This window comes from Verrucomicrobiota bacterium, assembly GCA_016871675.1.
GTDB lineage: Bacteria > Verrucomicrobiota > Verrucomicrobiia > Limisphaerales > VHCN01 > VHCN01.
Genome location: VHCN01000016.1, coordinates 26,060 through 52,635 on the forward strand (window position 1 = coordinate 26,060; position 26,576 = coordinate 52,635).

The 26,576-nt window shown below is 63.7% G+C and carries 20 protein-coding genes and 3 tRNA genes; 19 read left to right on the forward strand and 4 right to left on the reverse strand.

Annotated features, from left to right (window positions below; all coding sequences use genetic code 11):
• Positions 1-60 precede the first annotated feature (60 nt).
• Positions 61-1,494, forward strand: a complete 1,434-nt coding sequence (locus FJ386_05550; protein ID MBM3876170.1) for a hypothetical protein — start codon at positions 61-63, stop codon at positions 1,492-1,494.
• Positions 1,495-1,508: 14 nt separating this feature from the next.
• Positions 1,509-2,939 (forward strand): hypothetical protein, encoded by a 1,431-nt coding sequence (locus FJ386_05555; protein MBM3876171.1) that lies wholly within the window; start codon positions 1,509-1,511, stop codon positions 2,937-2,939.
• A 26-nt stretch (positions 2,940-2,965) separates the two neighbouring features.
• Here the strand turns inward: FJ386_05555 and FJ386_05560 are convergent, their stop codons facing one another.
• The 4 genes from FJ386_05560 to FJ386_05575 are packed head-to-tail and all read right to left on the reverse strand — an operon-like array spanning position 2,966 to position 8,488.
• Positions 2,966-4,945: a c-type cytochrome gene (locus FJ386_05560; GenBank protein ID MBM3876172.1), complete on the reverse strand. Its 1,980-nt coding sequence runs from the start codon at positions 4,943-4,945 to the stop codon at positions 2,966-2,968.
• Between the two features lie 17 nt (positions 4,946-4,962).
• Positions 4,963-6,312, reverse strand: coding sequence for an MBL fold metallo-hydrolase (locus tag FJ386_05565; protein MBM3876173.1), 1,350 nt, complete (start codon positions 6,310-6,312; stop codon positions 4,963-4,965).
• 41 nt (positions 6,313-6,353) lie between these two features.
• Positions 6,354-7,742, reverse strand: a complete 1,389-nt coding sequence (locus FJ386_05570; protein ID MBM3876174.1) for an MFS transporter — start codon at positions 7,740-7,742, stop codon at positions 6,354-6,356.
• Positions 7,730-8,488 (reverse strand): creatininase family protein, encoded by a 759-nt coding sequence (locus tag FJ386_05575; GenBank protein MBM3876175.1) that lies wholly within the window; start codon positions 8,486-8,488, stop codon positions 7,730-7,732. The genes FJ386_05570 and FJ386_05575 overlap by 13 nt, the downstream gene beginning before the upstream one ends.
• Positions 8,489-8,819: 331 nt before the next feature.
• Between FJ386_05575 and FJ386_05580 the strand changes: the two genes are divergently transcribed.
• From FJ386_05580 to FJ386_05660, 17 genes are all read left to right on the forward strand, one after another.
• A tRNA-Thr gene (locus FJ386_05580) sits at positions 8,820-8,895 on the forward strand.
• Between the two features lie 40 nt (positions 8,896-8,935).
• Positions 8,936-10,126, forward strand: coding sequence for an elongation factor Tu (tuf, locus tag FJ386_05585; GenBank protein MBM3876176.1), 1,191 nt, complete (start codon positions 8,936-8,938; stop codon positions 10,124-10,126).
• A gap of 82 nt (positions 10,127-10,208) precedes the next feature.
• Positions 10,209-10,284 (forward strand) — tRNA-Trp (locus FJ386_05590).
• Positions 10,285-10,298: 14 nt separating this feature from the next.
• Positions 10,299-10,388: transfer RNA gene (locus tag FJ386_05595), tRNA-Ser, on the forward strand.
• A gap of 74 nt (positions 10,389-10,462) precedes the next feature.
• Positions 10,463-10,663: a preprotein translocase subunit SecE gene (gene secE / locus FJ386_05600; protein MBM3876177.1), complete on the forward strand. Its 201-nt coding sequence runs from the start codon at positions 10,463-10,465 to the stop codon at positions 10,661-10,663.
• Between the two features lie 16 nt (positions 10,664-10,679).
• A complete protein-coding gene (gene nusG, locus FJ386_05605; GenBank protein MBM3876178.1) occupies positions 10,680-11,228 on the forward strand; it encodes a transcription termination/antitermination factor NusG in 549 nt (182 codons plus the stop codon).
• A gap of 52 nt (positions 11,229-11,280) precedes the next feature.
• Entirely contained in the window at positions 11,281-11,706 is a 426-nt protein-coding gene (rplK, locus tag FJ386_05610) for a 50S ribosomal protein L11 (protein MBM3876179.1), read from the forward strand.
• Positions 11,707-11,759: 53 nt separating this feature from the next.
• The gene (locus FJ386_05615) at positions 11,760-12,470 is read left to right on the forward strand and encodes a 50S ribosomal protein L1 (protein ID MBM3876180.1); all 711 of its coding nucleotides are present in this window, start codon (positions 11,760-11,762) and stop codon (positions 12,468-12,470) included.
• A 38-nt stretch (positions 12,471-12,508) separates the two neighbouring features.
• Complete coding sequence (locus FJ386_05620; GenBank protein MBM3876181.1) at positions 12,509-13,033, forward strand: 50S ribosomal protein L10; 525 nt, start codon at positions 12,509-12,511, stop codon at positions 13,031-13,033.
• Positions 13,034-13,218: 185 nt separating this feature from the next.
• Entirely contained in the window at positions 13,219-13,611 is a 393-nt protein-coding gene (locus FJ386_05625) for a 50S ribosomal protein L7/L12 (GenBank protein ID MBM3876182.1), read from the forward strand.
• Positions 13,612-13,834: 223 nt separating this feature from the next.
• Complete coding sequence (gene rpoB, locus FJ386_05630) at positions 13,835-17,788, forward strand: DNA-directed RNA polymerase subunit beta (GenBank protein ID MBM3876183.1); 3,954 nt, start codon at positions 13,835-13,837, stop codon at positions 17,786-17,788.
• 34 nt (positions 17,789-17,822) lie between these two features.
• Positions 17,823-22,016 carry a DNA-directed RNA polymerase subunit beta' gene (gene rpoC / locus FJ386_05635; protein ID MBM3876184.1) on the forward strand — a complete coding sequence of 1,398 codons (4,194 nt, stop codon included), beginning with the start codon at positions 17,823-17,825 and terminating at the stop codon, positions 22,014-22,016.
• Positions 22,017-22,189: 173 nt separating this feature from the next.
• Entirely contained in the window at positions 22,190-22,585 is a 396-nt protein-coding gene (locus FJ386_05640) for a 30S ribosomal protein S12 (protein ID MBM3876185.1), read from the forward strand.
• A 51-nt stretch (positions 22,586-22,636) separates the two neighbouring features.
• Positions 22,637-23,110 (forward strand): 30S ribosomal protein S7, encoded by a 474-nt coding sequence (gene rpsG / locus FJ386_05645; protein ID MBM3876186.1) that lies wholly within the window; start codon positions 22,637-22,639, stop codon positions 23,108-23,110.
• Positions 23,111-23,269: 159 nt separating this feature from the next.
• Positions 23,270-25,504, forward strand: coding sequence for an elongation factor G (fusA, locus tag FJ386_05650; protein ID MBM3876187.1), 2,235 nt, complete (start codon positions 23,270-23,272; stop codon positions 25,502-25,504).
• Positions 25,505-25,524: 20 nt separating this feature from the next.
• Positions 25,525-25,833, forward strand: a complete 309-nt coding sequence (rpsJ, locus tag FJ386_05655; GenBank protein MBM3876188.1) for a 30S ribosomal protein S10 — start codon at positions 25,525-25,527, stop codon at positions 25,831-25,833.
• Positions 25,834-25,838: 5 nt separating this feature from the next.
• Complete coding sequence (locus FJ386_05660) at positions 25,839-26,573, forward strand: 50S ribosomal protein L3 (GenBank protein ID MBM3876189.1); 735 nt, start codon at positions 25,839-25,841, stop codon at positions 26,571-26,573.
• Positions 26,574-26,576 lie beyond the last annotated feature (3 nt).

Sequence of the window (26,576 nt, forward strand, 5' to 3'; positions counted from 1 at the left end):
GATTTCACCGATGGCCCAACGAAGAGCGGTGTCGCCGCTCCACGGGGCCACCTCCCTCCGATGCCCCGCGGCCTTGCGAGCCTCTGCGAGCCGTGGATTCTCGCCGTGTGTTGCTTCGCCTGTTCGTTGCAGGCCCAATCTCCCGCGCTGACCGGGCAGCTTCAGTTCCTTGATGGCGCGTCCCTTCACGGCGCGTTGCTCGGCATCGATCCCCATCGCGGCGTGCGCTGGCAGCATCCCGCGGCCGCGCAGCCCATCGAGTTCAACCCGCGCAATCTCCAGCAGGTGCGATTCGACCGGTCGCCGCTCCTTCCCACAAACTCTGCGGCGTCGTGCCGGTTCGTGTTTCTCAACGGCGACGAGTTGCTTGGCAGGCTCGTGTCGCTCGATTCGGAGCGAGTCGTGCTGGAGACATGGTTCGCGGGCCGCGTGAGCGCGCCGCGCGATTCGCTGCGCTCCATGGCATTCATCACCGGGCCGCACGGCTCGTATTACGAGGGGCCGACCGGCACGGACGGGTGGAAGATCAGCTCGCAAGGGCCGCAGTTTATCATCCGCGCGGGTCCGGAAGGCGCCAAGCAGGTGCCCGCCGCGCCCGCGGCGCCGTGGCGCTATGCGGATGGCGCGTTCATTTCCGAGGGCGTGGGCTTCCTCGGCCGCGACTTCAAGCTGCCCGACCAGGCGCGCATCGAGTTCGACCTCGCATGGCAGGGACCGCTCGGCCTGCTGGTGAACGTCTACACCGACGTGCTGGATCGATTCGACTACAGCCAGGGCGCCTACCAGATCAACCTCGGCTCGGGCTACGCCAACCTCATGCGCATCCAGGGCAACGCCGGCATGATGCACCTCGGCATGGCGCAAATCCCCGCGATGACGCTGAAGAACAAGGCCCGCATCGAGCTTCGCATGAGCCGCCAGCAAAACTCCATCACGCTGCTTTCCGACGGCGAGCAGATCCAGCACTGGCGCGACCCGGCGGGCTTTGCCGGACAGGGAACGGGCATCACATTTTACTCGCAGCGGATCGGGCCGGGCGTGCGCATCAGTTCCTTGCGCGTCTCGGCGTGGGACGGCAAAAGCGACGCGCAGGGCGAGCCCCACACCAATCACTCCGCGAACCTCGTCAAGCTTGCGAACAGCGACCGCGTCACCGGCCGGATGCAATCCGTCCGTGACGACAAGCTCGTCATCGCGACCGCGCAGGCCGAGCTGACGATCCCGCTCGCGCGCGTGACGGAGATCATTCTCGCGGGGGACAACGCATTGCGGCCGCCGCGCCAGCCGGGCTCCGTGCAGTTGCACCTGCCCACGGGCGAGCGCGTGACCCTCGCGGCTGCGACGTGGAACGGATCGCTTGCGGGCGGAGTGAGCCCAAACTTTGGACCCGTGTCGCTCGGCGCCGCATGGGTTCGATCGCTGGAGTTCAACCCGGCGCGGCCGGGGAATTCGGCGGACGAACTGGACTTCTTCGGGACGGAGGTCCAGCGATGAGGGAGGGAATGGGGATGAAGTTCAAGAGCAGGATCAGGATTACGGCAGACTGCGTGCGGGCGTGGACAAACTGTTTCCCTCCCAATCTTGCGCGTAGTCCTCATCTCCTCCTCCTCTCCCTCCTCGCGCTCGCCGCGTTCCCCTCGGGCGCGCAATCGAACCTTGTCCCACCGCCGCGCCACGCGCTGCTGTTTCACAATGGTGACCTGCTCTACGGAACACTCCACTCCATCCGGCCCGGCGGTGAGTTGCGGTGGAATCATCCCGATGTCGGCGCCCCGATTCAGTTTGCGCTCACGAATTTCAGCGAAATCCACCTCGGCTCCCAGCCGCCACCGGCTTCGCGCCCGGAGAACTTCTGCCACGTGCAGCTTGTGAATGACGATGAACTGTCCGGCGGCTTGCTCTCGCTGGACGCGGACAGCGTGGTGCTCGACACGTGGTTCGCCGGGAAACTCGCGCTGCCGCGCGCGCGCGTGCGCTCGATTCTCCCCGTGCCGCCGCCCGCGGCGCTGCTGTTCGACGGTCCCACCGGGCTTGAGGGGTGGACCCATGGCAGGGTGCAGGGCATCGAAAACTCCGGGCAGTGGCGCTACGTGAACGGCGCCTTCACCGCGTCGCAGTCAGCGAGCCTTGCGCGCGACCTCAAGCTGCCCGACCGTTCGAACATCGAGTTCGAGATGGCGTGGCGCGGAACGTTCAACCTCGCCATCGCGCTCTACACCGACTCGCTGCAGCCCGTGAGCCTGCGCGCGAAGGAAAACGAGCCGGACTTCGGCGCGTTCTACTCGCTCCAATTGAACAACCCCGTGCTCAGCGTGCTGCATGTGTCCAAGGCCGCCCCCTTGAAGCAGCTCGGGCAGAGCGTGATCTCCTCCTTCAATCAGACCAACCGCTCGCGCATCGCCATCCGCACGGACCGCCCGCAGAACATCATCGCGCTCTACGCCGACGGGGCGCTCATCAAGACTTGGTCCGACCCGGACGGCTTCAACGCCGGGGGCACGGGCGTGCGCTTCGTGCATCAGGGCGTCGGCGCGGTTCGCATCTGGAACTTGCGCGTGACCGAGTGGGACGGCCGGTTCGACACGCCCGCGGCGCCCGCGGCCAATCCCGCGCTGGATCTTGCGCGCCTCGTGAATCACGACACGGTCGTCGGCCCGCTCAAAACCCTGCGCGATGGCAGGCTCGTGTTTCACATCGGCGGGAACGACATCGAAGTCCCGTTGGCGCGAGTGACGCGAGTGGATTTCGCCCCGGCAAGGGCCGAGGCCCTTCCCGCCCGGCGCGGCGAATCGCGCTTCTTTTTTGCGCAGCGCGGGCACGTGACGATGGAACTTGCCGGGTGGGACTCGCGCCGGATGTCTGGAACCAGCCGGGTGTTCGGAACGGCCGGGTTCAACCCGGCGTCGTTCAGCCGGATCCAGTTCGCGCCACTGCCGTAGGTCGTCGTCCGCGATCGGGTCGAGGACTACTTGCCGCCGGAAGCCGCCTGCTTCGGGTCGCCGCCGCTTTGGAGGAACGCGAGCAGGTCGAGAATCTGCTCGCGGCTCATCAGGTTCATCAACCCCGCGGGCATCAGCGAACTGGGCTGCGGCGTGCGCGAGGCAATGTCCTTCTTCGCAAACTTCTGGATGAGGTTTGCGCCGGGACCCGTCTGCACGAACAGCGTGTCGCCCTCCTCCTTCACGAGGAAGCCCGTGAACGGCTCGTTGTTCCCGACCGGCTTGAACTCGTAGGGCCGGTATCGCGGCTCGATGATCTTCGACGGTTCGAGGATTTCCGACAGCACGGCCTTGGCGTCGCCCTTGTATTTGGCGAAGACGCCGGTGAGTTCGGGTCCGTAATCCACTCCCTCCTTGCCGACTTTGTGGCACGCGACGCAGCCGATGGTGGTGAACAGCGCGCGGCCCTTCTCGAAGGCCCGCCCGCGCGCGAGCTCCGGCAGGTCGGGCTCGAGGTCGGCAAGCTTCCACTCCGTGATCACCGGCGCGGCCGGTTCTTCCGGCGCCTTCGCGAGGTGCTCGTCGAGGTCTTTCACCACCCTGAGCACGCCGCGCATGCGCTGCCAGTGGCCGGGAAACGTGCACACATACGGATAGTCACCCGGGGCCGAAGGTGCGGTGAACCGAAGCCGCGCGCTCTCGGACGGATTCAACATCTTCGTCGCCTGCAGGATCTTCGGCGACACCGGGACGTAAAGCCGGCCTTGCGCGTCGGGCACGGGTTGCATCCTTTCGGCCGCGGCGCCGATTTCGTCGAGCGCGCCCGGGAGCGTGAGCACAAAATTGTGCGGCATCGCGTCCGTGTTCTCGAACACCAGTTCGATCGGCTTGCCTGCCTCCGCGAGCAGCAGGACCTTGTCGAAAAACATCTGCTCGTGAAGCGTTCGCAGCCGCAGCACGTTCACGCCGAGCCCGCGAAACGCCGTCGCGAGGGGCGCGCCCGCGTCGCGCGGGAGTTTCGCCGCAAGCGCGACGCCGAGTTGCGTCATGTCGAGGAAGTCATCCTGCGTCCGCTGCGCCTCCGGCACTTTCCGGGCGGCGACAAGCAGCGCGTCGGCGAAGGGCTTGATCTGCCCCTCCGGCCACTTGTCGCGCGGCAGGGCGAGCGCCGCGCGGGCGCAGTCCGGCGCGTCGATGCCCGCGGCGGCGAGTGCCGCGAGCGCGTTGAACACCTCCGCCTCGTGCCCGCCCATCACCGCCGCGGCCGAAATCGCCGCGCGTCGCACAACTGCGTCGCCACCGGGCTTGAGCAGGGGAAGCGTCCTCGCGACGAACGCTGCGCGCTTCGCGCCGTCAGCCACGAGGGGCACGCCGCCGAGCAGGTTCGCGAGGGCGCCCGGCTTGCCGTCCGCGAAAGTCCACAACGCATCCGCGGGGCGGATCGCGATGAGCGCCGCGAACGCGGCCTGACGCGCGGACGCCGGGCCGTCGCCGCCCGCGAGCGTCTCAAGGTCGGGCTGGTGCTTTTCCAATTCGGCCGGCTTCTGCGAGGCGAGCAGCCGGGACAACTCGGCGAGCACCTTCGCGTCTTCGGGTTTGAGCCGCCGGATGCCCGCGAGAATCTCCGTCGGCACGTCGGACTTGTTGATTTTCGCGAGCGCGGCGAGGGCGTCCTGCTTGAACTTCACGGCGATGCCAGGCCGGGCCACGATGGCCTCGTGAACGGGGGCGAATTTCGCGTGCGTGTCCTCGCGATCCACGAGCAGGAGCTGCTCATTCGAGAGCCGGCCGAGCTGGAACTTCACGATCACGGGGCTCTTGTCGAGGAACACGACGGGCTTGTCCGCCTTTGCGCCCTGGGGGTGGTCGTCGTGTTGCGCCATCGCGAACGAAGGCGGCGTGACCAGCATCAAGCCGGCGGCGAGAAGGACGAGTTGAGGAAAGCCGCCCGGCCCGTTCGAGTTCATGACGCGGCGACTATGGACGAAGCCGCGCGCGGATTCCATTCAAGAGTCGCCGCCCGTCACACTTCGAAGTGCTGCTTGTATTCGGGCACGTGGACCTCGGCCCGCGGCCGGAGCTTGCGCAACGTGTCGCCAAAGGCGAGCGCCTGCGACTCCTCGCCGTGGATCACGAAGATCTTCCGGAGGTTCCCGGTGAGTCGCCGGACGTATTCGCGCAGCTCGTGCTTGTCCGCGTGGCCGGAGAAGGCGTCGAGCCGGGCGACTTGCGCGCGGACTTCGTGGGGTTCGCCGAAGATGTTCACGGGGCATTTGCCCGCGAGAATTTGCGCGCCGAGCGTGTGCTCCGCGCAAAAGCCGATGAAGAGCACGAGATTCGCGGCATCGCCCATGTGGTTGATCAGGTGGTGCCGGATGCGCCCCGCCTCGCACATGCCGGACGCGCTGATGATGATGGCCGGGCCTTTCAGCTCGTTGAGCTTCCGCGACTGCATCGAGTCGCGGATGTAGGTGAGGTTCTCCATCGCGAACGGGTTCGCCACGTCGCGCAGGAATTTGTAGATGGACTCGTTGAAGCACTCCGGGTGGAGCCGGTAAACCTCGGTCGCGTTCACGCTCAGCGGGCTGTCCACGAACACCGGCACGCGGGGCAGCCGGTCGGCGAGGATCGCCTGATGCAGCGCGTAGACCGCCTGCTGCGTCCGGCCGACGCTGAACGCCGGGATGATGACCTTGCCGCCCCGCGAAAGCGTCTCGTGGACGATCCGGCCAGCCTCCTCGCGGGCGGAGGCCTTCACGAAGTGCTCGCGGTCGCCGTAGGTGCTCTCGACTTGCAGGAAGTCCACGTCTTCCACCGGCTGCGGGTCGCGCAGGATGTCGTCGTCGCCGCGGCCGACGTCGCCGCTGAAGAGCCAGCGGAACGTGCGGCCGCCCTCGCGCACGTCGAGCACCACTTGCGCGCTGCCAAGGATGTGCCCCGCGTCGCGGAAGGTGACCGTCACGCCGTCGGCCACAGGCATCGGGCGGTCGTAGTTGATGGCAACGAACTGGCGGATGGCCATCTCGGCATCGGTCGCGGAGTAGAGCGGTTCGACCGGTGGCAGCCCCTTCTTCGCGCGCTGCTTGGAGACGAACGCCGCGTCGTCCTTCTGGATGCCCGCGGAATCCTCAAGCATGATGCTCGCAAGGTCGCGCGTGGCAAAGGTGCAGTAGATGTTGCCGGTGAAGCCCTGCTTGCAGAGGTTCGGCAGGTTGCCGCAATGGTCGATGTGCGCGTGGCTGAGCACGACGCAGTCGAGCATCTTCGGGTCGAACGGGAAGCAGCAGTTGCGCGCGATGGATTCCTCGCGCCGACCCTGAAACAGCCCGCACTCGACGAGGATGCGGCGGCCGTTCACCTCGAAGAGATACATCGAGCCGGTCGTGGTGCGCGTGGCGCCGAAGAAGTGGACTTTCATCTTGAGTTCGGTGGCTTTGCCGCGGGTGTTTGAGCAGCGCGGGGCGGACTCGGCTGGGCGGCGGCATCACTGTCCTTTCCCCACAACAAGGTCAACGCGATGAAGCCGATGAGCGGCGCGAGCCCGGCAAGGGCGATGCCGAGGTCGAAGGACTTCGTGGTGTCGTAAAGCCTGCCAAACACCCACTGCAACGGCGACGACGTGACCCAAGCGACGAAACCCAGCGTGCCCGTCACCTTGCCCTGATGTTTCGTGCTGAGTTCCTGGCTGAACGAGTAGTAGCACGGGAACAACCCGAGCGAGCCGGCGGCAATCACAAGCAGCACTCCCAGCAAAGGCCAGCCGCGCGGCAGCCACGAGATTGCGCCCGTGAGCGCGCACAGCAGCGCGCAAACGCCGAACACCGTCGCGCGCGAGCGATGCACAGGCTGCCCGCGCCTGACCAGCCACAGCGACGCCGCGCCCGCGGCGAGACAGCCCACATCCGTCGCCACGTAGTAGAGCGAGTTGAAGTAGAGCGCCTCCGGCTCCGCGTAGCCGCGCCCCTGGATGAGGAACTTCGGCAGCCACGCGCGGATGATCTGCCAGCAGGTGTTGATGCATGCGACCACCACCACGAGCGCGAGGAAGCGCCGGCTGAGGATGACCTCGAAGAACGGCCGGTCGGGCTGGTTCGCCGCGGGCTCGCCGGCTTTGTCCGTCTCCACCACGGCAGGCGTGTCGAAATCCTGCGGCTTGAGCAGCGCGAACCATGCGACCATCCACACGAGTCCGAAGCTGCCGATGACCAGGAACGGCATCCGCCACGCCCCCTCCTCCGTCCGGCCCGCGAGCATCCACGTCATGATGAGCGGCGTGGTGATGGCGCCGATGGACGCGCCGCTTTGCAGCACGCTGTTGCCCATCGTGCGCTGCTCGCGCGAGAGCAGGCGCTGCGTGGTCTTGAGCGCGCACGGCCAGTGGCCCGCCTCGAACAGGCCGAGCAGCGTGCGGCACACCAGCAAGCCCTCGTAGCTTTTCACGAGCCCCGTGGCGAAGCCCATCAGCGACCACAACATCACGACGCAGGGATACAGCCAGCGGACACTCCACTTGTCCGCGATGACGCCGAAGCTGACCGCGCCGACCGCGAACGCGTAGCCGAAGCACATCTCGAGCGTGCCGTATTGCGCCTCCGAGAGCTTGAACTCCGTGGTGATGCGGACCGAGACATTCGGCAGCGTCTGCCGGTCCATATAGAGCAGCATGGACGCAAGCAGGAGCAGTCCGCAGACGAGCCACTTCCAGGCAGCCGGACGATGAGCGGGCACATCACTCATGGGGAGGTGGGGCGCACGAAGACGGGATTCTCGGGTTGCATTCTCACGGAACTTCATCCGTTCCACGATCGCCCATCCCACTTGAGGATGCGTTCGAGGAGCTTGACCACGTCGTCCGTGAACACCCGGAAGATGGTTTCACCCTTGTCCGCCGTGGCAAAGCGCGGGTCGCCGATGTGGCCGGGCACGCTGCGGTCGCCCATGATCCAGCCGCGGTTCGCCGGCTCGAACGGGTTGCCAAACTCGACCGGTTCGACCTTCTTCAAGTCGCCGACGAGGTGCGGCGCGAGGCGGAGCATCATGCTCGTCTCCCACTCGCAGGCGTGGCCCATGCGCTGTTGCTTGATGTCGCGGTTGACCTCGTGCGGCTTGCCGCCGAGCAGCCAGTAGGTCGCGAAGAGCAGGAGCAGGTCGCGCCGCGCGCGATGTTTCTGGCGCAGCTCGAACACGGCCTGTTTGCCGGGCACGTCGTTGCCGCCGTGGCCGTTGATGAAGACGATGCGCCGGAAGCCGTGCGTGATGAAGTTGTCCATCAGCCCGCCAAGCAAATCGAGATACGCGCGGGGCGCGGCGGAGAGCGTGCCGGGAAAGTCCATGTGATGCTCGGAGTTGCCGAGCCACTGGAGTGGCGCGAAAAGCACGCAGTCGCCGAGGCGCTCGCTCGCGCGGCGGATGATTTCGCCGCAGAGGAGGCTGTCGGTGAAGACGGGCATGTGGCGTCCATGCTGTTCGAGCGCGGCGACGGGGAAGACGACGGGCGTGTCCTTGCTGAGGGCCTGGACATCGGGCCACTTGAGGTCGGCGAGTTGCATGATGATTGAGGCGAAGGCTAGCGATCACACCGGCGATGACAAGCAGCGAGGCGCGTGGGGCGCATCTCAGTTCATTGCAACCCTCTCCCCTCGTCGGACGAGGGGGGGGAGGAACGGGGTGAGGGGCGCCATAAACTGAGATGCGCCCGGTTTCTTGGTGCCGTGAAAAAACCCGTTACACGAGGTTTACCCCTCCCTATTTTCGCAACGAATTCGAGCGCAGTAAGAAGCGTAAACACTCATCGGCCCGCACCTACGGCGAAAGGCCAGCGAATGCGGGCGATGATTTTTTTTCGCTTTGAAGGGCGGCAGAATTGAAGCGCTTTCAATCGCCCATGTAGCTCAGTCGGTAGAGCGCGTCCTTGGTAAGGACGAGGTCACCAGTTCAAACCTGGTCATGGGCTCCACCGCAAAATGTCAGCGACAAACTAACAACCACGACACGCAATGGCAAAAGAAGCATTCCAACGAACGAAACCCCACGTCAACGTCGGCACCATCGGGCACGTTGACCACGGCAAGTCCACGCTCACGGCGGCGATCGTCGCCACGCAGGCCCGCAAGGGACTTGCCAGCCAGATTTCGTATGCCGAAATCACGAAAGGCGGCACCGTGCGCGACGAGACCAAGACGGTCACGATCGCCGCGTCGCACGTCGAGTATCAGAGCACGGAACGCCACTACGCGCACGTCGATTGCCCCGGCCACGCCGACTACGTGAAGAACATGATCACCGGCGCGGCGCAGATGGACGGCGCGATTCTCGTCGTGAGCGCCGCCGACGGCCCGATGCCGCAGACGCGCGAGCACATCCTCCTCGCGCGGCAGGTCGGCGTCCCGGCGATCGTGGTTTACCTCAACAAGGTGGACCTCGTGGACGACAAGGAACTGCTTGACCTCGTCGAGATGGAAATCCGCGACTTGCTCAACAAGTATCAATTCCCCGGCGACACCACGCCGATCATCCGCGGCAGCTCCGCGGCTGCGCTCGCGGGCACACCCGAGGGCGAGGAGTCGATCCAGAAGCTTCTCGCCGCGGTGGACAGCTTCATCCCGCTGCCGATGCGCGAGGTGGACAAGCCCTTCCTGATGTGCATGGAGGACGTGTTCAACATTGAAGGTCGGGGCACGGTCGTCACCGGCCGCGTCGAGCGTGGTCTCCTCAAGAAGATGGAGGAGGTCGAGATCGTCGGTCTGAAGGACACGCGCAAGACCGTGGCAACGGACATCGAAATGTTCCGCAAGCTGCTCGACTCCGCGCAGGCGGGTGACAACGTCGGGGTGCTGCTGCGCGGCATCAAGAAGGAAGAAGTCGAACGCGGCATGGTGCTCGCCAAGCCCGGATCGATCAAGCCGCACACCAAGTTCAAGGCCGAGGTCTACGTGTTGACCAAGGACGAGGGCGGCCGTCACACGCCGTTCTTCAACAAGTATCGTCCGCAGTTCTATTTCCGCACGTCGGACGTGACGGGCAACGTGAGTCTGCCCGCGGGCGTGGAAATGGTGATGCCGGGCGACAACGTCTCGGTGGACATCGAGCTGATCGCGCCGATCGCGATGGAGAAGGGCCAGCGGTTCGCGATTCGAGAGGGCGGCCGGACCATCGGCGCCGGACGCGTGAGCGAAGTCATCGCCTAGTGATGACGAGCCTGTGGCCGGGTCGGGAGATCCCCGTCCTGGACGGTTCGCTGAACGACACAAACCAGCTTCTCGATGGTTTACGGCGTTAGCTCAATTGGTAGAGTAGCGGTCTCCAAAACCGTTGGTTGGGGGTTCGAGTCCCTCACGCCGTGCCAGATTCTCAGCCACCGGAGGGGTGGCAGAGCGGTCGAATGCGGCGGTCTTGAAAACCGTTAGGGTCGCAAGGCCCTCGGGGGTTCGAATCCCCCCCCCTCCGCCAGCAGCGTTTGCAGCAGTGAAATGAGCACAAGCACGATCATCGCCTTCGTTGTCGTCGCCGTCCTCTTCGGATGGATGTGGCGCAAGGGCCATCTGCTGCGTTTTGCCCACTACGTGCAGGACACGCAGGTCGAACTCAAGAAGTGCACGTGGCCGACCTTTGGCGAGCTCAAGGGCTCGACGACGGTGGTGCTCGTGTCGACGGTGCTCATCGGGGCGTTCACCGTGCTGGTGGATTTTCTGGTCACCCTCGTGCTCAAGTTCCTCCGCACCTGATTCAACCGGATTGATTATGCAGAGCCAATGGTTCGCCATCCATACGCTGTCCGGCCAGGAAATGAAGGTCAAGGACAGCATCGAACGCCGCATGAAGGCGGAAGAGATGCAGGACTACATCAAGGAAGTCCTCGTCCCGATGGAAAAGGTGGTCGAGGTGCGCGGCGGCAAGAAATCCGTGAGCACGCGCAAGCTGCATCCCGGCTACGTCTACATTGACATTGCGCTGCTGGACGAGAACCGCCGCGTCATGGAGAAGCCGTGGTATTTCATCCGGGAAACGCAGGGCATCATCGGATTTGTCGGCGGCGAGCGCCCCGTGGCGGTGATGCCGGACGAAATCGCGGTGATCAAGGAGCAGATCTCCGACTCGGAGGACACCGAGAAACCGAAGGTCAACTTTGAGATTGGCGAGACCATCAAGATCAACGACGGCCCGTTCTTGAACTTCAGCGGCGTGATCGAGGAAATCGAGCCCGAGCGCGGCAAGCTCAAGGTGACCGTGAACATCTTCGGACGCAACACACCGGTGGAACTCGAATACTGGCAGGTGGAGAAGTCCTGATCTCAACACCGCGCCCGCGGACGGGCGCGCCTGAACCCAACGCCCAAGACGCATGGCAAAGAAGAAGACAGCAGAAATCAAGCTCCAGCTCCCCGCCGGACAGGCCAATCCCGCGCCGCCCGTCGGCACCGCGCTTGGCCAGCACGGCGTGAACATCATGGGCTTCTGCAAGGAATTCAACGCCGCCACCAAGGACCAGCCCGGGCTCATCATCCCCGTGGTCATCTCGGTGTTTCAGGACAAGTCGTTCACCTTCATCACCAAGTCGCCGCCCGCCGCCGTGCTGCTCAAGAAGGCCGCCGGCATCGCCTCCGGCTCGAAGCAGCCGAACAAGGAAAAGGTCGGCAAAGTCACCCGCAAACAGGTCCTGGACATCGTGAAGCTCAAGATGAAGGACCTGAACGCGACCACCGAGGAAGCGGGCTTTCGGATGATTTGTGGCACCGCCCGCAACATGGGCATCGAGGTCGAAAACTAAACAATTGCGGGAGGATGCCGCCGGGGCATCCGTCAAGACCGCAAGCACTGGAAATGGCAACCAAACACAGCAAGCGTTGGAAGAAGGGCGCCGAGAATTACGACGCCGCGAAACACTATCCGCTCAAGGAGGCCGTCGGCGTCCTCGCGAAGTTTCCGCGGGCGAAGTTCGTGGAGACCGTGGACCTTGCGTTCAAGCTGGGCATCGACCCGAAGCAGAGCGACCAGATGATCCGCGGCACCGTCCCGCTCCCGCACGGCAGCGGCAGGGTCGTCCGCGTCCTCGTCTTCGCACGGCCCGGCGACGCCGCCGATGCAGCGCGCGCCGCGGGCGCGGAGCACGTGGGATTTGACGACCTCATCAAGAAATGCGTCGAAGGCTGGTCAGAGTTCGACGTCGCGATAGCCACGCCCGAGGCGATGACCGAGGTTCGCAAGCTCGGCAAAGTCCTCGGTCCGCGCGGGCTCATGCCCAATCCCAAGACCGGCACCGTGACCGACAACACCGCCAAGGCCGTCAAGGAAGTCAAAGCCGGCCGGGTTGAATTCAAGACCGACAAGTCGGGCAACGTGCACGTCGTCGTAGGCAAGGCCAGCTTTCCACCCGAGCAACTGGAGGAGAACGCGCGGACGGTCATCGACACGATTTTCAAGGCACGCCCTTCAGCCGCCAAAGGACAGTTTGTCGAGAGCATCACGCTTTCCGCAACCATGAGCCCGGGCATTCGCATCGACATCAAGGACGTGCACGCTGGCACCCACTGAGCCGCCACCCGAACTCTACCCCTATACCCCCACAGATCATGCGCGCCGAAAAGAAACTCATCACCGCCGAATACGTCACGCGGCTCAATGCCGCGCCGTTCTTTCTCGTCGTCGATTACCGCGGGTTGAATGTTCTGCAGTTCACGGAACTCCGCAAGCGACTCGCCCGGGCGAACGCCGAGGTGCACGTCGTCAAGAACTCCATCTTCCGCGCCGCAGCCAGGGAAGCAGGCGTCGGCGACCTCAACGGATTGCTCAATGGGCAACTTGCCGTCATCACTGGCTCCAAGGATGTCTCCGCGGCGGCAAAGATGCTCAAGAATTATCAGGCTGAATTCGAGAAACCCAAGACCCGGTTCGGTTATCTCGACAACCGCAGGCTCGAGGCCGGCGACATTCAGGCCCTTGCCGACCTGCCCTCCATCGAGGTTCTGCGCTCCAAGTTCCTCGGGCTGCTCAAGGCGCCCGCCACCCGGCTCGTTTGCCTGCTCAATACGCCCGCCAGCCAGCTCGCGCGCGTGCTCAAGGCGCGCGCCGACAAGGAAAGCGCGGCGCCTGCCTGAACAAAAGCGCTGCCGCCAGCGTCAGCCGAACCCCTGACGAGCGGCCGCGCGCCAGACCAATCTCGCCCCGCCCGTTTGCGGGGCAGGAACACAGCAAAAACACGAACCACCACACGTAACTCGTCGGCCCGCGGCTGCGGGCACAATTCCCCGGGGCTCCGGGGGCGACGAAACAGAAAGCAACCATGCCCGACATCGCCCAAATCGTTGAAGACCTGAGCAAGCTCACGGTCCTGGAAACCGCCGACCTCGTGAAGCAACTCGAAGCCAAGTGGGGCGTCACCGCCGCCGCGCCCGTTGCGGCTGCATCCGCCGCACCCGCCGCGGGCGGCGCCGCCGCTGCCGCGCCCGCCGAGGCCAAGACTTCCTTCGACGTCGTGCTCGTGTCCGCCCCGGCGGACAAGAAGATCGCCGTCATCAAGGCCGTCCGAGAAATCAAGGCCGGACTCGGCCTCGCCGAGGCCAAGGCCCTCGTCGAAGGCGCCCCCAAGACCATCCTCGAGGCCGCGAACAAGGCTGACACCGACACCGCCAAGAAGAAGCTGGAAGACGCCGGCGCCAAGGTCGAAGTCAAATGACTCCACCGCGTCCCGGCCGGTCGCGGCGCGAGCTGCGCCGGCCGGGTGCGCGAAACTCAGACACCCGACACCAACACACCCAGCACACCACGTCAGCGCACGTCCGAGCCAACTGAATCAGCGTGAACGAGGCAGGCCACCTGCGGGAGCGGGAGCTTTGCCTACAGCCGTCTAAGCGAACCCAAGGGCCGCGCCGCGCGGCGCCGCCAACCAGAAAGCCCCAATGCCACATCGAGTCGCAGAACGCAAAAACTTCGGGAAAATCGAGGAAGTCATCGCCCCGCCCGACCTCATCGAGATTCAGGTCAACTCCTACGACGAGTTCCTCCAGAACGCGGTGGAGCCCAAGAAGCGCAAGAACACGGGCCTCGAGGCCGTGTTCCATGAGGTCTTCCCCATCGAGAGCTACGATGGCAAGACCAAGCTCGAATACGCCTGCTACGAGATCGGCGACTCCAAGCTCGACTGGCTCGAGTGCTTGCGCGAGGGCCTGACCTACGGCGCTCCCCTGCACGTCACCTTCCGCCTGCGCGAGGAAATGCGCGGCGCGAAAGAGGAGAAGGTGTTCATGGGAGAACTGCCGTTGATGACCCCGCAAGGCACCTTCGTAATCAACGGTGCCGAGCGCGTGATCGTGAGCCAGCTCCACCGTTCGCCCGGTCTGGCCTTCGAGGCCACCACGCACCCCAACGGCAAGCTGCTGCATTCGTTCCGGATCATCCCCGACCGCGGGTCGTGGTATGAGGCGCAATTCGACACTGGCGACCTGCTTTACATTTACCTCGACCGCAAGAAGCGCCGGCGGAAATTCCTCACCACGACATTCTTCCGGGCGCTGGCGTTCTTGGACGCCGACGCTCGCGGCGAAAAGCCGTCCAAGGGCGACGCCACCATCCGCGGCACCGACGAGGAAGTCCTCAAGCTCTTCTACGAGATCGAGGAACTCACCGTCAAGGAAGCCGACAAGATCGAGGACATTCAGAACAAAGTCCTCATCAAGGACGAGGTCGACCTGGCCACCGACAACGTCGTCGCGCGCGCCTTTGAACCCCTCTCCAAGGCGGTCGTCAAGCAGCTCGCCGACGCGGGCATTCAAAAACTGCGTGTCGTCGACACGTCCGTCGACGACGGCATCCTCATCAAGTGCCTCAAGAAGGACCCCACCAAGAACGAGGAGGAAGCCCTCAAGGACATCTACCGGCGACTCCGTCCCGGCGATCCACCGACGCCCGCGAACGCCCGCGCCCTGATCAAGCGTCTCTTCTTCGACCCCAAGCGCTACGATCTGGGCCGCGTCGGCCGCTACAAGGTCAACCAAAAACTCGGGTTCGACGACAAATCAACCTCCCGCATCCTGACCAAGGTTGACCTCGTCAACGCCACCAAATACCTCCTCAAACTCAAGCGAGGCGAAGGCTCGCTCGACGACATCGATCACCTCGGCAGCCGGCGGGTCCGCACGGTCGGCGAGCTCCTCGCCAACCAGTGCCGCGTCGGACTCGCCCGCACCGAGCGCCTCGTCAAGGAACGCATGACCCTGTTCGACCAGGACATCGAGACCATGACGCCCGCCAAGCTCATCAACCCCAAGGCCCTCAGCGCGGTCGTCCGCGACTTTTTCGGCCGCAGCCAGCTCAGCCAGTTCATGGACCAGATCAATCCGCTGGCCGAGCTCACCCACAAACGCCGGCTCAGCGCCCTTGGGCCCGGCGGCCTCAGCCGCGACCGCGCCGGATTTGAAGTCCGTGACGTCCACCCCTCCCACTACGGGCGCATCTGCCCCATTGAAACACCCGAAGGCCCCAACATCGGCCTCATTGCCTCGCTTGCCACGTTCGCGCGCGTCAACGGATTCGGGTTCATCGAGACCCCCTATCGGCGCGTCCACAACGGACGCGTCACCGAACACCTCGACTACCTTACCGGCGACCGCGAAGAAGGCTTCATCATCGCCCAAGCCAACTCCACCATCGACACCAGGGGCCACTTCACCACCGACCGCGTCCTCTGCCGCTGCAAGGGCGACTTCATCGAAGTCGAACCCGACCGCGTCAACTACATGGACGTGTCCCCCAAGCAACTCGTCAGCGTCGCCGCCGGCCTCATCCCGTTCCTCGAGCACGACGACGCCAACCGCGCGCTCATGGGCTCCAACATGCAGCGCCAGGCCGTCCCGTTGATGGTCACGGAAAGCCCCTACGTCGCCACCGGCCTCGAGGAACGGGTCGCACGCGACAGCCAGGCCGTCTTGATCGCCACGGAAGCCGGCAAAGTCGTCAGCGTCACCGGCGACGCCATCATCATCACCCGCGACGGCAAAATCCCCGAGACCAAGAAAAAAATCAAACACGACCCCGGCGAAGGCGTGTGGGTCCACCGCCTGCGCAAATTCATGCGCAGCAACGCCGCCACCTGCATCAACCAGAAGGCCCTCGTCGCTCGCGGCGACTCCGTCAAGAGGGGCCAGATCATCGCCGACGGCCCCTGCACCGCCGAGGGCGAGCTCGCCCTCGGGCGCAACGTCCTCGTCGCCTTCATGCCGTGGAACGGATACAACTTCGAAGACGCCATCCTGATCAGCCAGCGCATCGTCAAGGACGACGTGTTCACCAGCATCCACATCGACGAGTTCGAGGTGGCGGCGCGCGACACCAAGCTCGGCCCCGAGGAAATCACCCGCGACATCCCCAACCTTGGGGAGGAAGCCCTCAAGAACCTGAGCGCCGACGGCGTCATTCGCACCGGGGCCGAAGTCAAGCCCGGCGACATCCTCGTCGGCAAGATCACCCCCAAGAGCGAAACCGAGCTGGCACCCGAGGAAAGGCTCCTGCGTGCCATCTTCGGCGAGAAGGCCGCCGACGTCAAAGACACCAGCCTCAAGGTCCCCAGCGGCACCTACGGCATCGTGATGGACGTGAAAGTGACCGCCAAGAAAGCCGGCGAAGTGCTGGGCAAGGCCGATGCGCGCGAAGCCCGCAAGGCCAGCAAGGCCGCCAATGAGGAACACCGCGGCAAGATGGACACTCTGCGCGAGCAACTCACCGAAGCGCTGAGCAACATCCTCCTCGGCGAAAAAATCCCCCTGGACGTCGTCAACAGTGAAACCGGAGAGATCATCATCCCCGCCAACCGGAAGATCACCAAGACCCTCCTGCGAAAACTCGCGCAAGTCTACGACCGCATCGAGATCGACCCCTCGCCCATCCGTAACAAAATCAACGAGATCATCGGCAACTTCAAAAAGAAGTTCGACGACCTCCAATCCCATCACGACCAGGAGATCGAGCGCGTTGAGGCCGGTGATGAAGTCGACGTCGGCGTCATCAAATCCGTCAAAGTCTACATCGCCTCCAAGCGCAAACTCTCCGTCGGCGACAAGATGGCCGGCCGCCACGGCAACAAAGGCGTCGTCGCCAAGATCGTCCCCGAGGAAGACCTCCCCTACCTGGCCGACGGCACCCCCGTCGACATCGTCCTCAACCCCCTCGGCGTGCCCTCGCGCATGAACGTCGGCCAGCTCCTCGAGACCCACCTCGGCTGGGCCGCGCGGCTCCTCGGCCTCAAATTCTCCACCCCCGTCTTCGACGGCATCAAGGAGAAGTCCACCGACAAGTTCAAACAAGCTGACCTACTCACCTGGGGCGTGCGTGATTTTCTCAAGGAAGCCGGCGAACTCCAGAAAAAGGACAACCTCAAGCCCCTCATCGGCGAACACGGCAAGACCCGCCTCTACGACGGCCGCACCGGCGAACCGTTCGACCAGGAAATCGTCGTCGGCTACATCTACATGATGAAACTCGGCCACCTCGTCGCCGACAAGATCCACGCACGCGCCGTCGGCCCATACTCCCTCGTCACCCAGCAACCTCTCGGCGGCAAGGCCCAATACGGCGGCCAGCGCTTCGGGGAGATGGAAGTCTGGGCCATGGAAGCTTACGGAGCCGCCTACACCCTTCAGGAACTTCTCACCGTCAAGTCCGACGACGTGCAGGGCCGCACCCGCATCTACGAGAGCATCGTCAAGGGCGACAACGCCCTCGAAGCCGGCGTCCCCGAATCCTTCAACGTCCTCGTCAAGGAAATGCAATCCCTCGGCCTCGACGTCTCAGTGGGATACACGAATCCCGCCGACCAACCCTCACAAGCCACCGCCACCCTGGCCGCCCTCGGCAACTGACCCACGCCACCCGTTACCCATCACCCATCCCGCCATGATCAACACCAAGGAAAACGCGCGCGAAATGCTCGGCCTCGACAAGGTCAACCTCGTCGACTACGTCGGCATCACCGTGGCCTCGCCCGACAACACCCGGGCCTGGTCCAAGGGCGAGGTCAAGAACCCCGAGACCATCAACTACCGCACCTTCAAGCCCGAGAAAGGCGGCCTCTTCTGCGAGCGCATCTTCGGGCCCGTCAAGGACTGGGAATGCTCCTGCGGCAAATACAAGCGCATCAAACACCGCGGCGTCGTGTGCGACCGCTGCGGCGTCGAGGTCACCCTCGCCCGCGTCCGGCGCGAACGCATGGGCCACATCGAACTCGCCGTGCCCGTATCCCACATCTGGTTCTTCAAATGCATGCCCTCACGCATCGGCCTCATGCTCGACATGACGGCCCGAAACCTCGAACGCGTGATCTACTACGAGGACTACCTGGTGATCGACCCGGGCAACACCCCCCTCAAGCAGCACCAACTCCTGAGTGAGCACGAATACCGCGAAGCCCTCGAGACCTACGGGGGCGACACCTTCACCGCCAAGATGGGCGCCGAAGCCGTGCGCGAAGCCCTCGCCCGCATCGAACTGGCCAAGACCATCGAAGAGATGCAACAGGCAATGACCGAGACCAAGTCCAAGCAGATCCGCAAGAAACTGGCCAAGCGCATCAAGCTGCACCAAGGCTTCCTGAGTTCCAAGACGAGGCCCGAGTGGATGATCCTCGTTGTGTTGCCCGTCATTCCGCCCGACCTCCGGCCCTTGGTGCCGCTGGAAGGCGGTCGGTTCGCCACGTCGGATCTGAACGACCTCTACCGCCGCGTCATCAACCGGAACAACCGGCTCAAGAACCTGCTCTCACTCAAGACACCCGAGGTGATCATCCGCAACGAGAAGCGGATGTTGCAAGAGGCCGTGGACGCGTTGTTCGACAACGGGCGGCATGGTCGGGCGGTGACGGGCGCGGGCAACCGGCCGCTCAAGTCACTGTCGGACATGTTGAAGGGCAAGAGCGGGCGGTTCCGGCAGAACCTGCTGGGCAAGCGCGTGGACTACTCCGGCCGATCCGTCATCGTCATCGGCCCCGAGTTGCGGCTCAACCAGTGCGGGTTGCCCAAAAAGATGGCCCTCGTCCTTTTCGAGCCCTTCATCATCCGGCGCCTCAAGGACCAGGGCTATGTGCACACCGTGCGCAGTGCCAAGAAGATGATCGAGCGGCAGGAAAAAGTGGTGTGGGACATCCTCGACGAAGTCACGCGCGGGCATCCGGTGATGCTGAACCGGGCGCCCACCTTGCACCGGTTGAGCATCCAGGCATTCGAGCCCGTGCTCATCGAGGGCGAGGCCATCCGCATTCACCCGCTGGTCTGCACCGCCTATAACGCGGATTTCGACGGCGACCAGATGGCCGTGCACGTGCCCCTGAGCGTCGAGGCGCAACTGGAGGCGCGCCTGCTCATGATGGCGTCGTTGAACATTTTCAACCCGTCATCCGGCAAGCCGATCATGACGCCCACGCAGGACATCACGCTGGGGTGTTACTATCTCACGGCGGAGCCGCGTCCCAACAACCCGCAGCGGTCGCGCAAACTGATCTTCGGAAGCAAGGACGAGGTGGTGTTCGCGCACGCCGAAGGCGATGTGAAGACCCACGACCGCATCCGGCTGGCGAATCCGGACCGGGGCCGCAAGACGATCTTCGGCAACGCGGAGGCGGCAACGATCGAGACCACGGTCGGGCGGGTGTTATTCAGCGAGATCTGGCCCGCGGAGCTGGGCTTCTACAACAAGTTCGCGGGCAAGAGCCAGCTCGGGGACTTGATCTGGAATTGCTACAAGCACTGCGGCCACGAAGCGACGGTGGCCACCCTGGACCGGCTGAAGGAACTCGGCTTCCGCGAGGCAACACGAGCCGGCATCAGCATCGGCATTGACGACATGATCATCCCCCGGGAGAAGGGCCAGGAAATCGAGACCGCGCAGAAGCAGATCGCGGACGTGGAGAAGCAGCACCGCAAGGGCGTGATCACGAGCGGCGAACGGTATAACAAGATCGTGGACATCTGGACTCACTGCACCGACCAGATCGCGAACGTGATGCTCAAGACGCTGGAGCAGAACCAAAACAAGCGGGAGTTCAACCCCGTTTACCTGATGGTGGACAGCGGCGCGCGCGGCAACAAGGCGCAGGTGCGCCAGCTCGCAGGCGTGCGCGGATTGATGGCCAAGCCCTCGGGCGACATCATCGAGAAGCCGATTCTGTCGAACTTCCGCGAAGGGTTGACGGTATTGGAATACTTCATCAGCACGCACGGCGCGCGCAAGGGTCTGGCGGACACGGCCCTCAAGACGGCGGACTCGGGTTATATGACCCGAAAGCTGGTCGACGTGGCGCAGGATGTGATCATCCGGCTCGAGGATTGCGGGACGACCAACGGGATCTGGGTGTCACCCATCTACGAGGGGGAAGACGAGGTGGTGAAACTGAGCGACCGGATCATCGGGCGGTTTTCGTGCGACGACATCGTGGACCCCGCGGAGCCGAAGGTGAAGCTCGTGAAGGCGGGCGAGGACATCGACGAGACCAAAGGCCGGAAGATCGAGGCGGTGGGCGTGGAGCGCGTCAAGCTGCGCAGCGTGCTGACGTGCGAGAGCAAGGAGGGCGTGTGCATCAAGTGCTACGGGCGGAACCTCGCGACGGGCCAGCACGTAAAGCTGGGCGAGGCGGTGGGGATCATCGCGGCGCAGAGCATCGGCGAACCGGGCACGCAGTTGACCATGCGCACGTTCCACATTGGCGGCACGGCGTCGCAGGTGTTCAAACAGCCGCAGATCAAGGCCAAGCACGACGGCATACTTCGCTACAATGACATCCGGAGTGTGGAGCTGGAGGACGGGAGTCACATCGTGCTGAACAAGAACGGGAGCATCTCGGTCTTGAGCGAGGAGGACGGGCGTGAGTTGGAGAGCCACACCATTGTGATTGGCGCGGTGATCGCGGTGGCGGATGGCGGCAAGGTCAAGGGGCCACCGAAAGACCCGAAGACGGGCAAGCGCGACGGCGAGGGCCAGACCTTTGTGCAATGGGATCCCTATAACGCGCCGATTTTGTCAGAGAAGTCGGGGCGGATTCGCTTTGAGGACATCATCGACGGCGTGACGATGAAGCAGGAGATGGACGAGAGCACCGGACAGGAGACGATGGTGGTGATCGAGCACAAGGAGGATTTGCACCCGCAGATCATCGTGCAGAGCGACAAGGGCGAGATCGTCGCGAAGTATCCAATCCCGTCGGGTGCGCACATCGTGGTGGAAGAACACAACAGGATCGTGGCGGGGACGTTGCTCGCGAAGACCCCAAGGCGCACGACGAAGACGAAGGACATCACGGGCGGATTGCCGCGCGTGGCGGAGCTGTTCGAGGCGCGGCGACCGAAGGACGCGGCGGAGATTTCGAGGATCGACGGCGTGGTGGACTTCGGCCCGACGACCCGGGGCAAGCGGCCGATCTTGATCAAGGATCCGAAGACGGGGACTGAGGAGGAGCACTTGGTGCCGATCGGCAAACACGTGATTGTGTTCAAGGGGGACTTGGTGAAGAAGGGCCAGCAACTCACTGAAGGGCCTGTCGTGCCGCATGAGATTCTGGATGTGTGCGGCACACAGGAATTGCAGGAACACCTCGTGAATGAGATTCAGGAGGTCTATCGGTTGCAGGGCGTGACCATCAACGACAAACACATCGAGATCATCATCCGGCAGATGTTGCGGAAGGTGCGGATCACGGAACCGGGGGACACGACATTCTTGTGGGGCGAGCAGATCGACAAGATCGAGTTCGAGAACGAGAACCAGCGGGTGGACAAGATGGGCGGAAAGCCCGCGGAGGCCGTGCCCGTGTTGCTGGGCATCACCAAGGCGAGCCTGGAGACGGACAGTTTCCTGAGCGCGGCGAGTTTCCAAGACACCACGCGCGTGCTCACAGAGGCCGCGACGATGGGCAAGGTGGACAGTTTGCGCGGGTTCAAGGAGAACGTGATCATGGGCCACATCATCCCCGCCGGAACGGGGTTTGTCCGGCATCGCAACGTGAGGCTGGTGCCGTTGGTGGAGGAGTTGCCGCCTGCTCCCGATGCCGAATCGGGACCGGCCGACTCGGCCCTGATGGACCGGGAGTCGTTGGTGGGCTAGGGGGGACGGCCAATTGTCAATGGCCAATTGGAAGTGAGGACAGGAAATGGAAAATGGCACAAACTTGTTGCAACACGAACGACCTCCGCTAATATCTCCGCTCCTTTCCCCGGGCGCCGGGGGCGGGAGATTGCCGATGGGCAATTGGAAATCGCGAATTGGAAATCAAATTAATGCCTACGATTAACCAACTGGTGCGGATGGGGCGGCGAAAGCTGACTTTCAAGAGCAAGTCTCCCGCGCTGGAGGTCGCGCCGTATCGGCGGGGTGTCTGCCTGCAGGTGATGACTCGCACGCCGAAGAAGCCAAACTCAGCGATGCGTAAGGTGGCGAAGGTGCGGCTTACGAACGGCTTTGAGGTGATCGCTTACATTCCGGACGAGGGTCACAACCTGCAGGAGCACTCGATTGTGCTTGTGCGTGGCGGTCGCGTGAAGGATTTGCCGGGTGTTCGTTATCATATTGTGCGCGGGACGTTGGACGCCACGGGCGTGGAGAAGCGTCGTGTGAGCCGTTCGAAGTATGGGGTGAAGCGCCCGAAGGCCGGGGCCAAACCTGCGACGGCTTGAGAATGGCGAATCTCGAATTGCGATTTCGAAACTCGAAACGAGGAACAAAGAATGTCACGTCGTCGACGAGCAGTGAAACGGCAGATGCAGCCGGATGGGCGGTTCAACAGCGTGCTGGTGGCGCGGTTGGTGTCCACGGTGATGGAGCGGGGCAAGAAGAGCACCGCGCAGCGGATCGTTTACGGGACGTTTGAGGCGATCGTGGAGAAGTTGCCGGCGACCAATCCGGTCGACGTGCTGCAGCGGGCGGTGGACAACGCGAAGCCGCGGCTGGAGGTCAAGCCCCGGCGCGTCGGCGGGGCGACGTATCAGGTGCCGCTGGAGGTTCCGGCGGACCGGCAGGTGTCGCTGGCGGTGCGCTGGATTGTGAGTTTTGCGGACAGCCGGAAGGGTGCGCCGATGCGCGAGGCGCTGGCGGCGGAGATTCTCGATGCCTATGCCGGGCAGGGGAATGCCATCCGGAAGCGGGATGATGTGCACAAGATGGCGCAGGCGAACAAGGCGTTCGCGCATTTTCGGTGGTAGCAGGTCGGTGGGAAAAGCCCCGGGGGCGAGTGCAATCCGGGGCGTTTTTATCGACAGGCTTGGTAGAATGCGGCATGCCGACCGCCGACTGGACGTTGGACATTGGGAATTGGGAATCGTAATGAGTGAATCGTAATGAGTGAATCGTAAATCGAAAGCATGACGGCCGTGGACAAAAAGGCAGCCAATTCGCCTCTCCGGCAATATCCGCTGGAGCGGACGCGCAACATCGGGATCGCCGCGCATATTGACGCGGGCAAGACGACCACGACGGAGCGGATTCTTTTTTACACGGGCTTGATCCACAAGATCGGCGATGTGGACGATGGGAACACGGTGACGGATTGGATGGAGCAGGAGCGGGAGCGAGGCATCACGATCACGAGTGCGGCCGTGACGTGCTATTGGACGCAGAAGAAGGAGACTGGGCTCTACAAGGCGTTCGAGGGGCTGGGGCACCGGGTGAACATCATTGACACGCCGGGGCATGTGGATTTCACGGCGGAGGTGGAGCGGTCGATGCGGGTGCTGGACGGGGCGGTGGCTGTTTTCTGCGGCGTGGCGGGTGTGCAGCCGCAATCCGAGACGGTGTGGCGGCAGGCGACGAAGTATGGTGTGCCGCGGATTGCGTTCGTCAACAAGATGGATCGCACCGGGGCGGATTTTGGGAATGCGTTGTCGGACATGCGCAAGAAGTTGAATGCGTATGCGTGGCCGGTTTTCCTGCCCATCGGCGCGGAGGAAAAGTTCGCCGGCGTGGTGGATGTGGTGAATTTGAAGGGGATCGTGTGGGGCGAGGGGGATATTGCGAACGAGGGGTTGCGGTATGAGGTGGTGGAGTTGGAGGAGCTGGACCGGAGATTCCCGATTTCCCAACTGCCATCGAGCGGCGGCACATGGGCCGACCGCGCCGGGCGCGCGCGGGCTGAGCTGGTGGACGCCGTGAGCAACAAGGACGATGGCGTGGCGGAGTTGGTGTTGGAGGAGAAGCCCGTGCCGGCGGAAGTGTTGAAGGCGGCGATCCGGCGCCTGACGTGCAAGCTGGAGTTCGTGCCCGTGTTGTGCGGGACGGCGTTCAAGAAGAAAGGCGTCCAGGTGCTGGTGGATGCGGTGGTGGATTATTTGCCGAGCCCGCTCGATGTGCCGGCAGCGCAGGGCCACGAGGCGGGCGCGGGTGCGGACGCCCCGGTGGTGGAGGCTCCGACTGATGACGGGCACAAGTTTTGTTCGCTGGCGTTCAAGCTCTGGCGTGATGCCTATGCCGGGAAGCTCGTGTTTTTCCGGGTGTATTCGGGGCAGTTGCGCAAAGGCGACATGATCTACAACCCTCGCACGCGCAAGCGAGATCGTGTGAGCCGGTTGATGATCATCCAGGGGAGCGAGCGCAAGGACGTGGATCATGTTTTTGCCGGGGATATCGCGGCGCTGGTCGGGCTCAGGAACATCACGACGGGCGACACGTTGTGTGACGAGGAGTTTGACATCGCACTCGAGCCGCCGACGTTCCCGGAGCCGGTGATCAGCATGGCGGTCGAACCCAAGACGAAAGCCGACCGTGACAAGATGAGCGAGGGGTTGCAGCAGTTGAGCGAGGAGGACCCGACGTTTCGTTGTTTCACGAATGAGGAGACCAGCCAGCTCATCATCGCGGGCATGGGCGAGCTGCACTTGGAAATCATCATCGACCGGTTGAAACGGGAGTTCAAAGTCGAGGCGAATTCCGGCGCCCCGCAGATTGCGTATCGTGAGACAATCACGAAGGCGGCGGAGGGCGAGGGCAAGTTCATCCGGCAGTCGGGTGGCCGCGGGCAATACGGGCACGCGTGCATCAAAATTGCTCCGAACGAGAAGGGCAAGGGCGTGGAGATCGAGAACGGGATCGTGGGCGGGGCGATTCCAAAGGAATACATCCCGGCGGTGGTGGACGGGATCGAGGAGGCGATCCAGGGCGGCGTGATCGCCGGCTTTCAAGTGATCGACATCAAGGTGGAAATCACCGACGGGACGTTCCACGAGGTGGACTCGAGCGAACTGGCCTTCAAGATGGCCGGGATCTTCGCGTTGAAGGATGCGTTCAAGACCGCGGGCGCGATTCTGTTGGAGCCGATCATGAAGGTGGAGGTGACAACACCCGACGAGTATCAAGGGGATTTGCTCGGCGACATCAACAGGCGTCGCGGGATCATCCACGGCGTCGACGCGAAGGCCGGGCAGACGGTATTGAGCGCGAACGTGCCGTTGGCGGAGATGTTCGGTTATGCCACGGCGATCCGGTCGTTGAGCAAGGGCCGGGCAAGTTATTCGATGGAGCCGCACACGTTCGAGCAGGTGCCGGCGCAGATCGCGAAGGATATTTTGGACACGGCCTCCAAGAGGGCGGCCGCTCGCAGTTAACCTCACCCCCTGTTCTTTGTATGCCTGGACAACGCATTCGAATCCGCCTCAAGGCGTTTGACCATCGGGTCATCGACCAGTCGGCCTTGGAGATCGTCGAGACGGTCAAGCGCACGGGAGCGCGCGTGGCGGGGCCAATCCCGCTGCCGACGCGCATCGAGCGCTTCACCGTCCACCGCTCGCCGCACGCCGACAAGAAATCGATGGAGACATTCGAGCAGCGGACGCACAAGCGGTTGCTGGACATCCTCGACCCCACCGCCAAGACCGTGGATGAGCTGAAGAAACTCAACCTTCCTGCCGGCGTGGACATCACCATCAAGATTTAGCGCGTATGCCCATCGGACTTATCGGCAAGAAGCTCGGACACACCCGTGTCTACGATATGACCGGCAACATCGTGCCCGTGACGGTCGTCCTCGCCGGACCCAACCGGGTGCTTCAATGCAGGACCGTGGAGGCGGACGGCTACGCCGCCGTGCAACTCGGTTTCGGCCCGCAAAAACCCCAGCGGCTCAACAAACCCAAGATCGGCCACCTGAAGAAACACGGCGTCGAATTCAAGGAAAACAGCACCGACCCGATCCCCGCCGTCCAGCGCATCCGCGAATTCCGAGACTTCTCCAAGGCCGTCAAACCCGGCGACATCATCGGCCCCGACGTCTTTGCCCCGGGCGATTTCGTGGATGCCATCGGCATCACCAAGGGCCGCGGTTTTGAAGGCGTCGTGAAGCGATGGGGATTCCGCGGCGGCGACTCGACGCACGGCGCGAAAGGCTGGCACCGCCGCTCCGGCGCGATCGGCCAGCGCCTGTTCCCCGGCACCGTGATGCGCGGCATGAAGATGCCCGGCCACATGGGGCAGGACCGTCGCACGGTGCAGAATCTTGAGGTCATCAAGGTGATCCCCGAGGAGAACATCCTCCTCATCAAGGGCAGCTTCGCCGGGGCGGAAGACGACTACTGCATCATTCGCGAAGCCAAGAAGCGCCCGAAAGGCTGGAAACCGCGGAGCGCGGCACAACCGCAGGCCAAGGCCAAGGTCAAGGTCGAGGTCCGAAAGAAGTAAGCC

Coding starts and splice junctions, on each gene's coding strand:
- FJ386_05565 (MBM3876173.1), bottom strand. CDS start 6,312: ATGTATCTCTTCGAGGTGAACGGCCGCCGCATCCTCGTCGAGTGCGGG.
- FJ386_05640 (MBM3876185.1), top strand. CDS start 22,190: ATGCCTACGATTAACCAACTGGTGCGGATGGGGCGGCGAAAGCTGACT.
- secE (MBM3876177.1), top strand. CDS start 10,463: ATGTGGCGCAAGGGCCATCTGCTGCGTTTTGCCCACTACGTGCAGGAC.
- FJ386_05625 (MBM3876182.1), top strand. CDS start 13,219: ATGCCCGACATCGCCCAAATCGTTGAAGACCTGAGCAAGCTCACGGTC.
- tuf (MBM3876176.1), top strand. CDS start 8,936: ATGGCAAAAGAAGCATTCCAACGAACGAAACCCCACGTCAACGTCGGC.
- nusG (MBM3876178.1), top strand. CDS start 10,680: ATGCAGAGCCAATGGTTCGCCATCCATACGCTGTCCGGCCAGGAAATG.
- fusA (MBM3876187.1), top strand. CDS start 23,270: ATGACGGCCGTGGACAAAAAGGCAGCCAATTCGCCTCTCCGGCAATAT.
- rpsG (MBM3876186.1), top strand. CDS start 22,637: ATGTCACGTCGTCGACGAGCAGTGAAACGGCAGATGCAGCCGGATGGG.
- FJ386_05575 (MBM3876175.1), bottom strand. CDS start 8,488: ATGCAACTCGCCGACCTCAAGTGGCCCGATGTCCAGGCCCTCAGCAAG.
- FJ386_05660 (MBM3876189.1), top strand. CDS start 25,839: ATGCCCATCGGACTTATCGGCAAGAAGCTCGGACACACCCGTGTCTAC.
- rpsJ (MBM3876188.1), top strand. CDS start 25,525: ATGCCTGGACAACGCATTCGAATCCGCCTCAAGGCGTTTGACCATCGG.
- rplK (MBM3876179.1), top strand. CDS start 11,281: ATGGCAAAGAAGAAGACAGCAGAAATCAAGCTCCAGCTCCCCGCCGGA.
- FJ386_05555 (MBM3876171.1), top strand. CDS start 1,509: ATGAAGTTCAAGAGCAGGATCAGGATTACGGCAGACTGCGTGCGGGCG.
- FJ386_05560 (MBM3876172.1), bottom strand. CDS start 4,945: ATGGAATCCGCGCGCGGCTTCGTCCATAGTCGCCGCGTCATGAACTCG.
- rpoB (MBM3876183.1), top strand. CDS start 13,835: ATGCCACATCGAGTCGCAGAACGCAAAAACTTCGGGAAAATCGAGGAA.
- FJ386_05550 (MBM3876170.1), top strand. CDS start 61: ATGCCCCGCGGCCTTGCGAGCCTCTGCGAGCCGTGGATTCTCGCCGTG.
- FJ386_05620 (MBM3876181.1), top strand. CDS start 12,509: ATGCGCGCCGAAAAGAAACTCATCACCGCCGAATACGTCACGCGGCTC.
- rpoC (MBM3876184.1), top strand. CDS start 17,823: ATGATCAACACCAAGGAAAACGCGCGCGAAATGCTCGGCCTCGACAAG.
- FJ386_05615 (MBM3876180.1), top strand. CDS start 11,760: ATGGCAACCAAACACAGCAAGCGTTGGAAGAAGGGCGCCGAGAATTAC.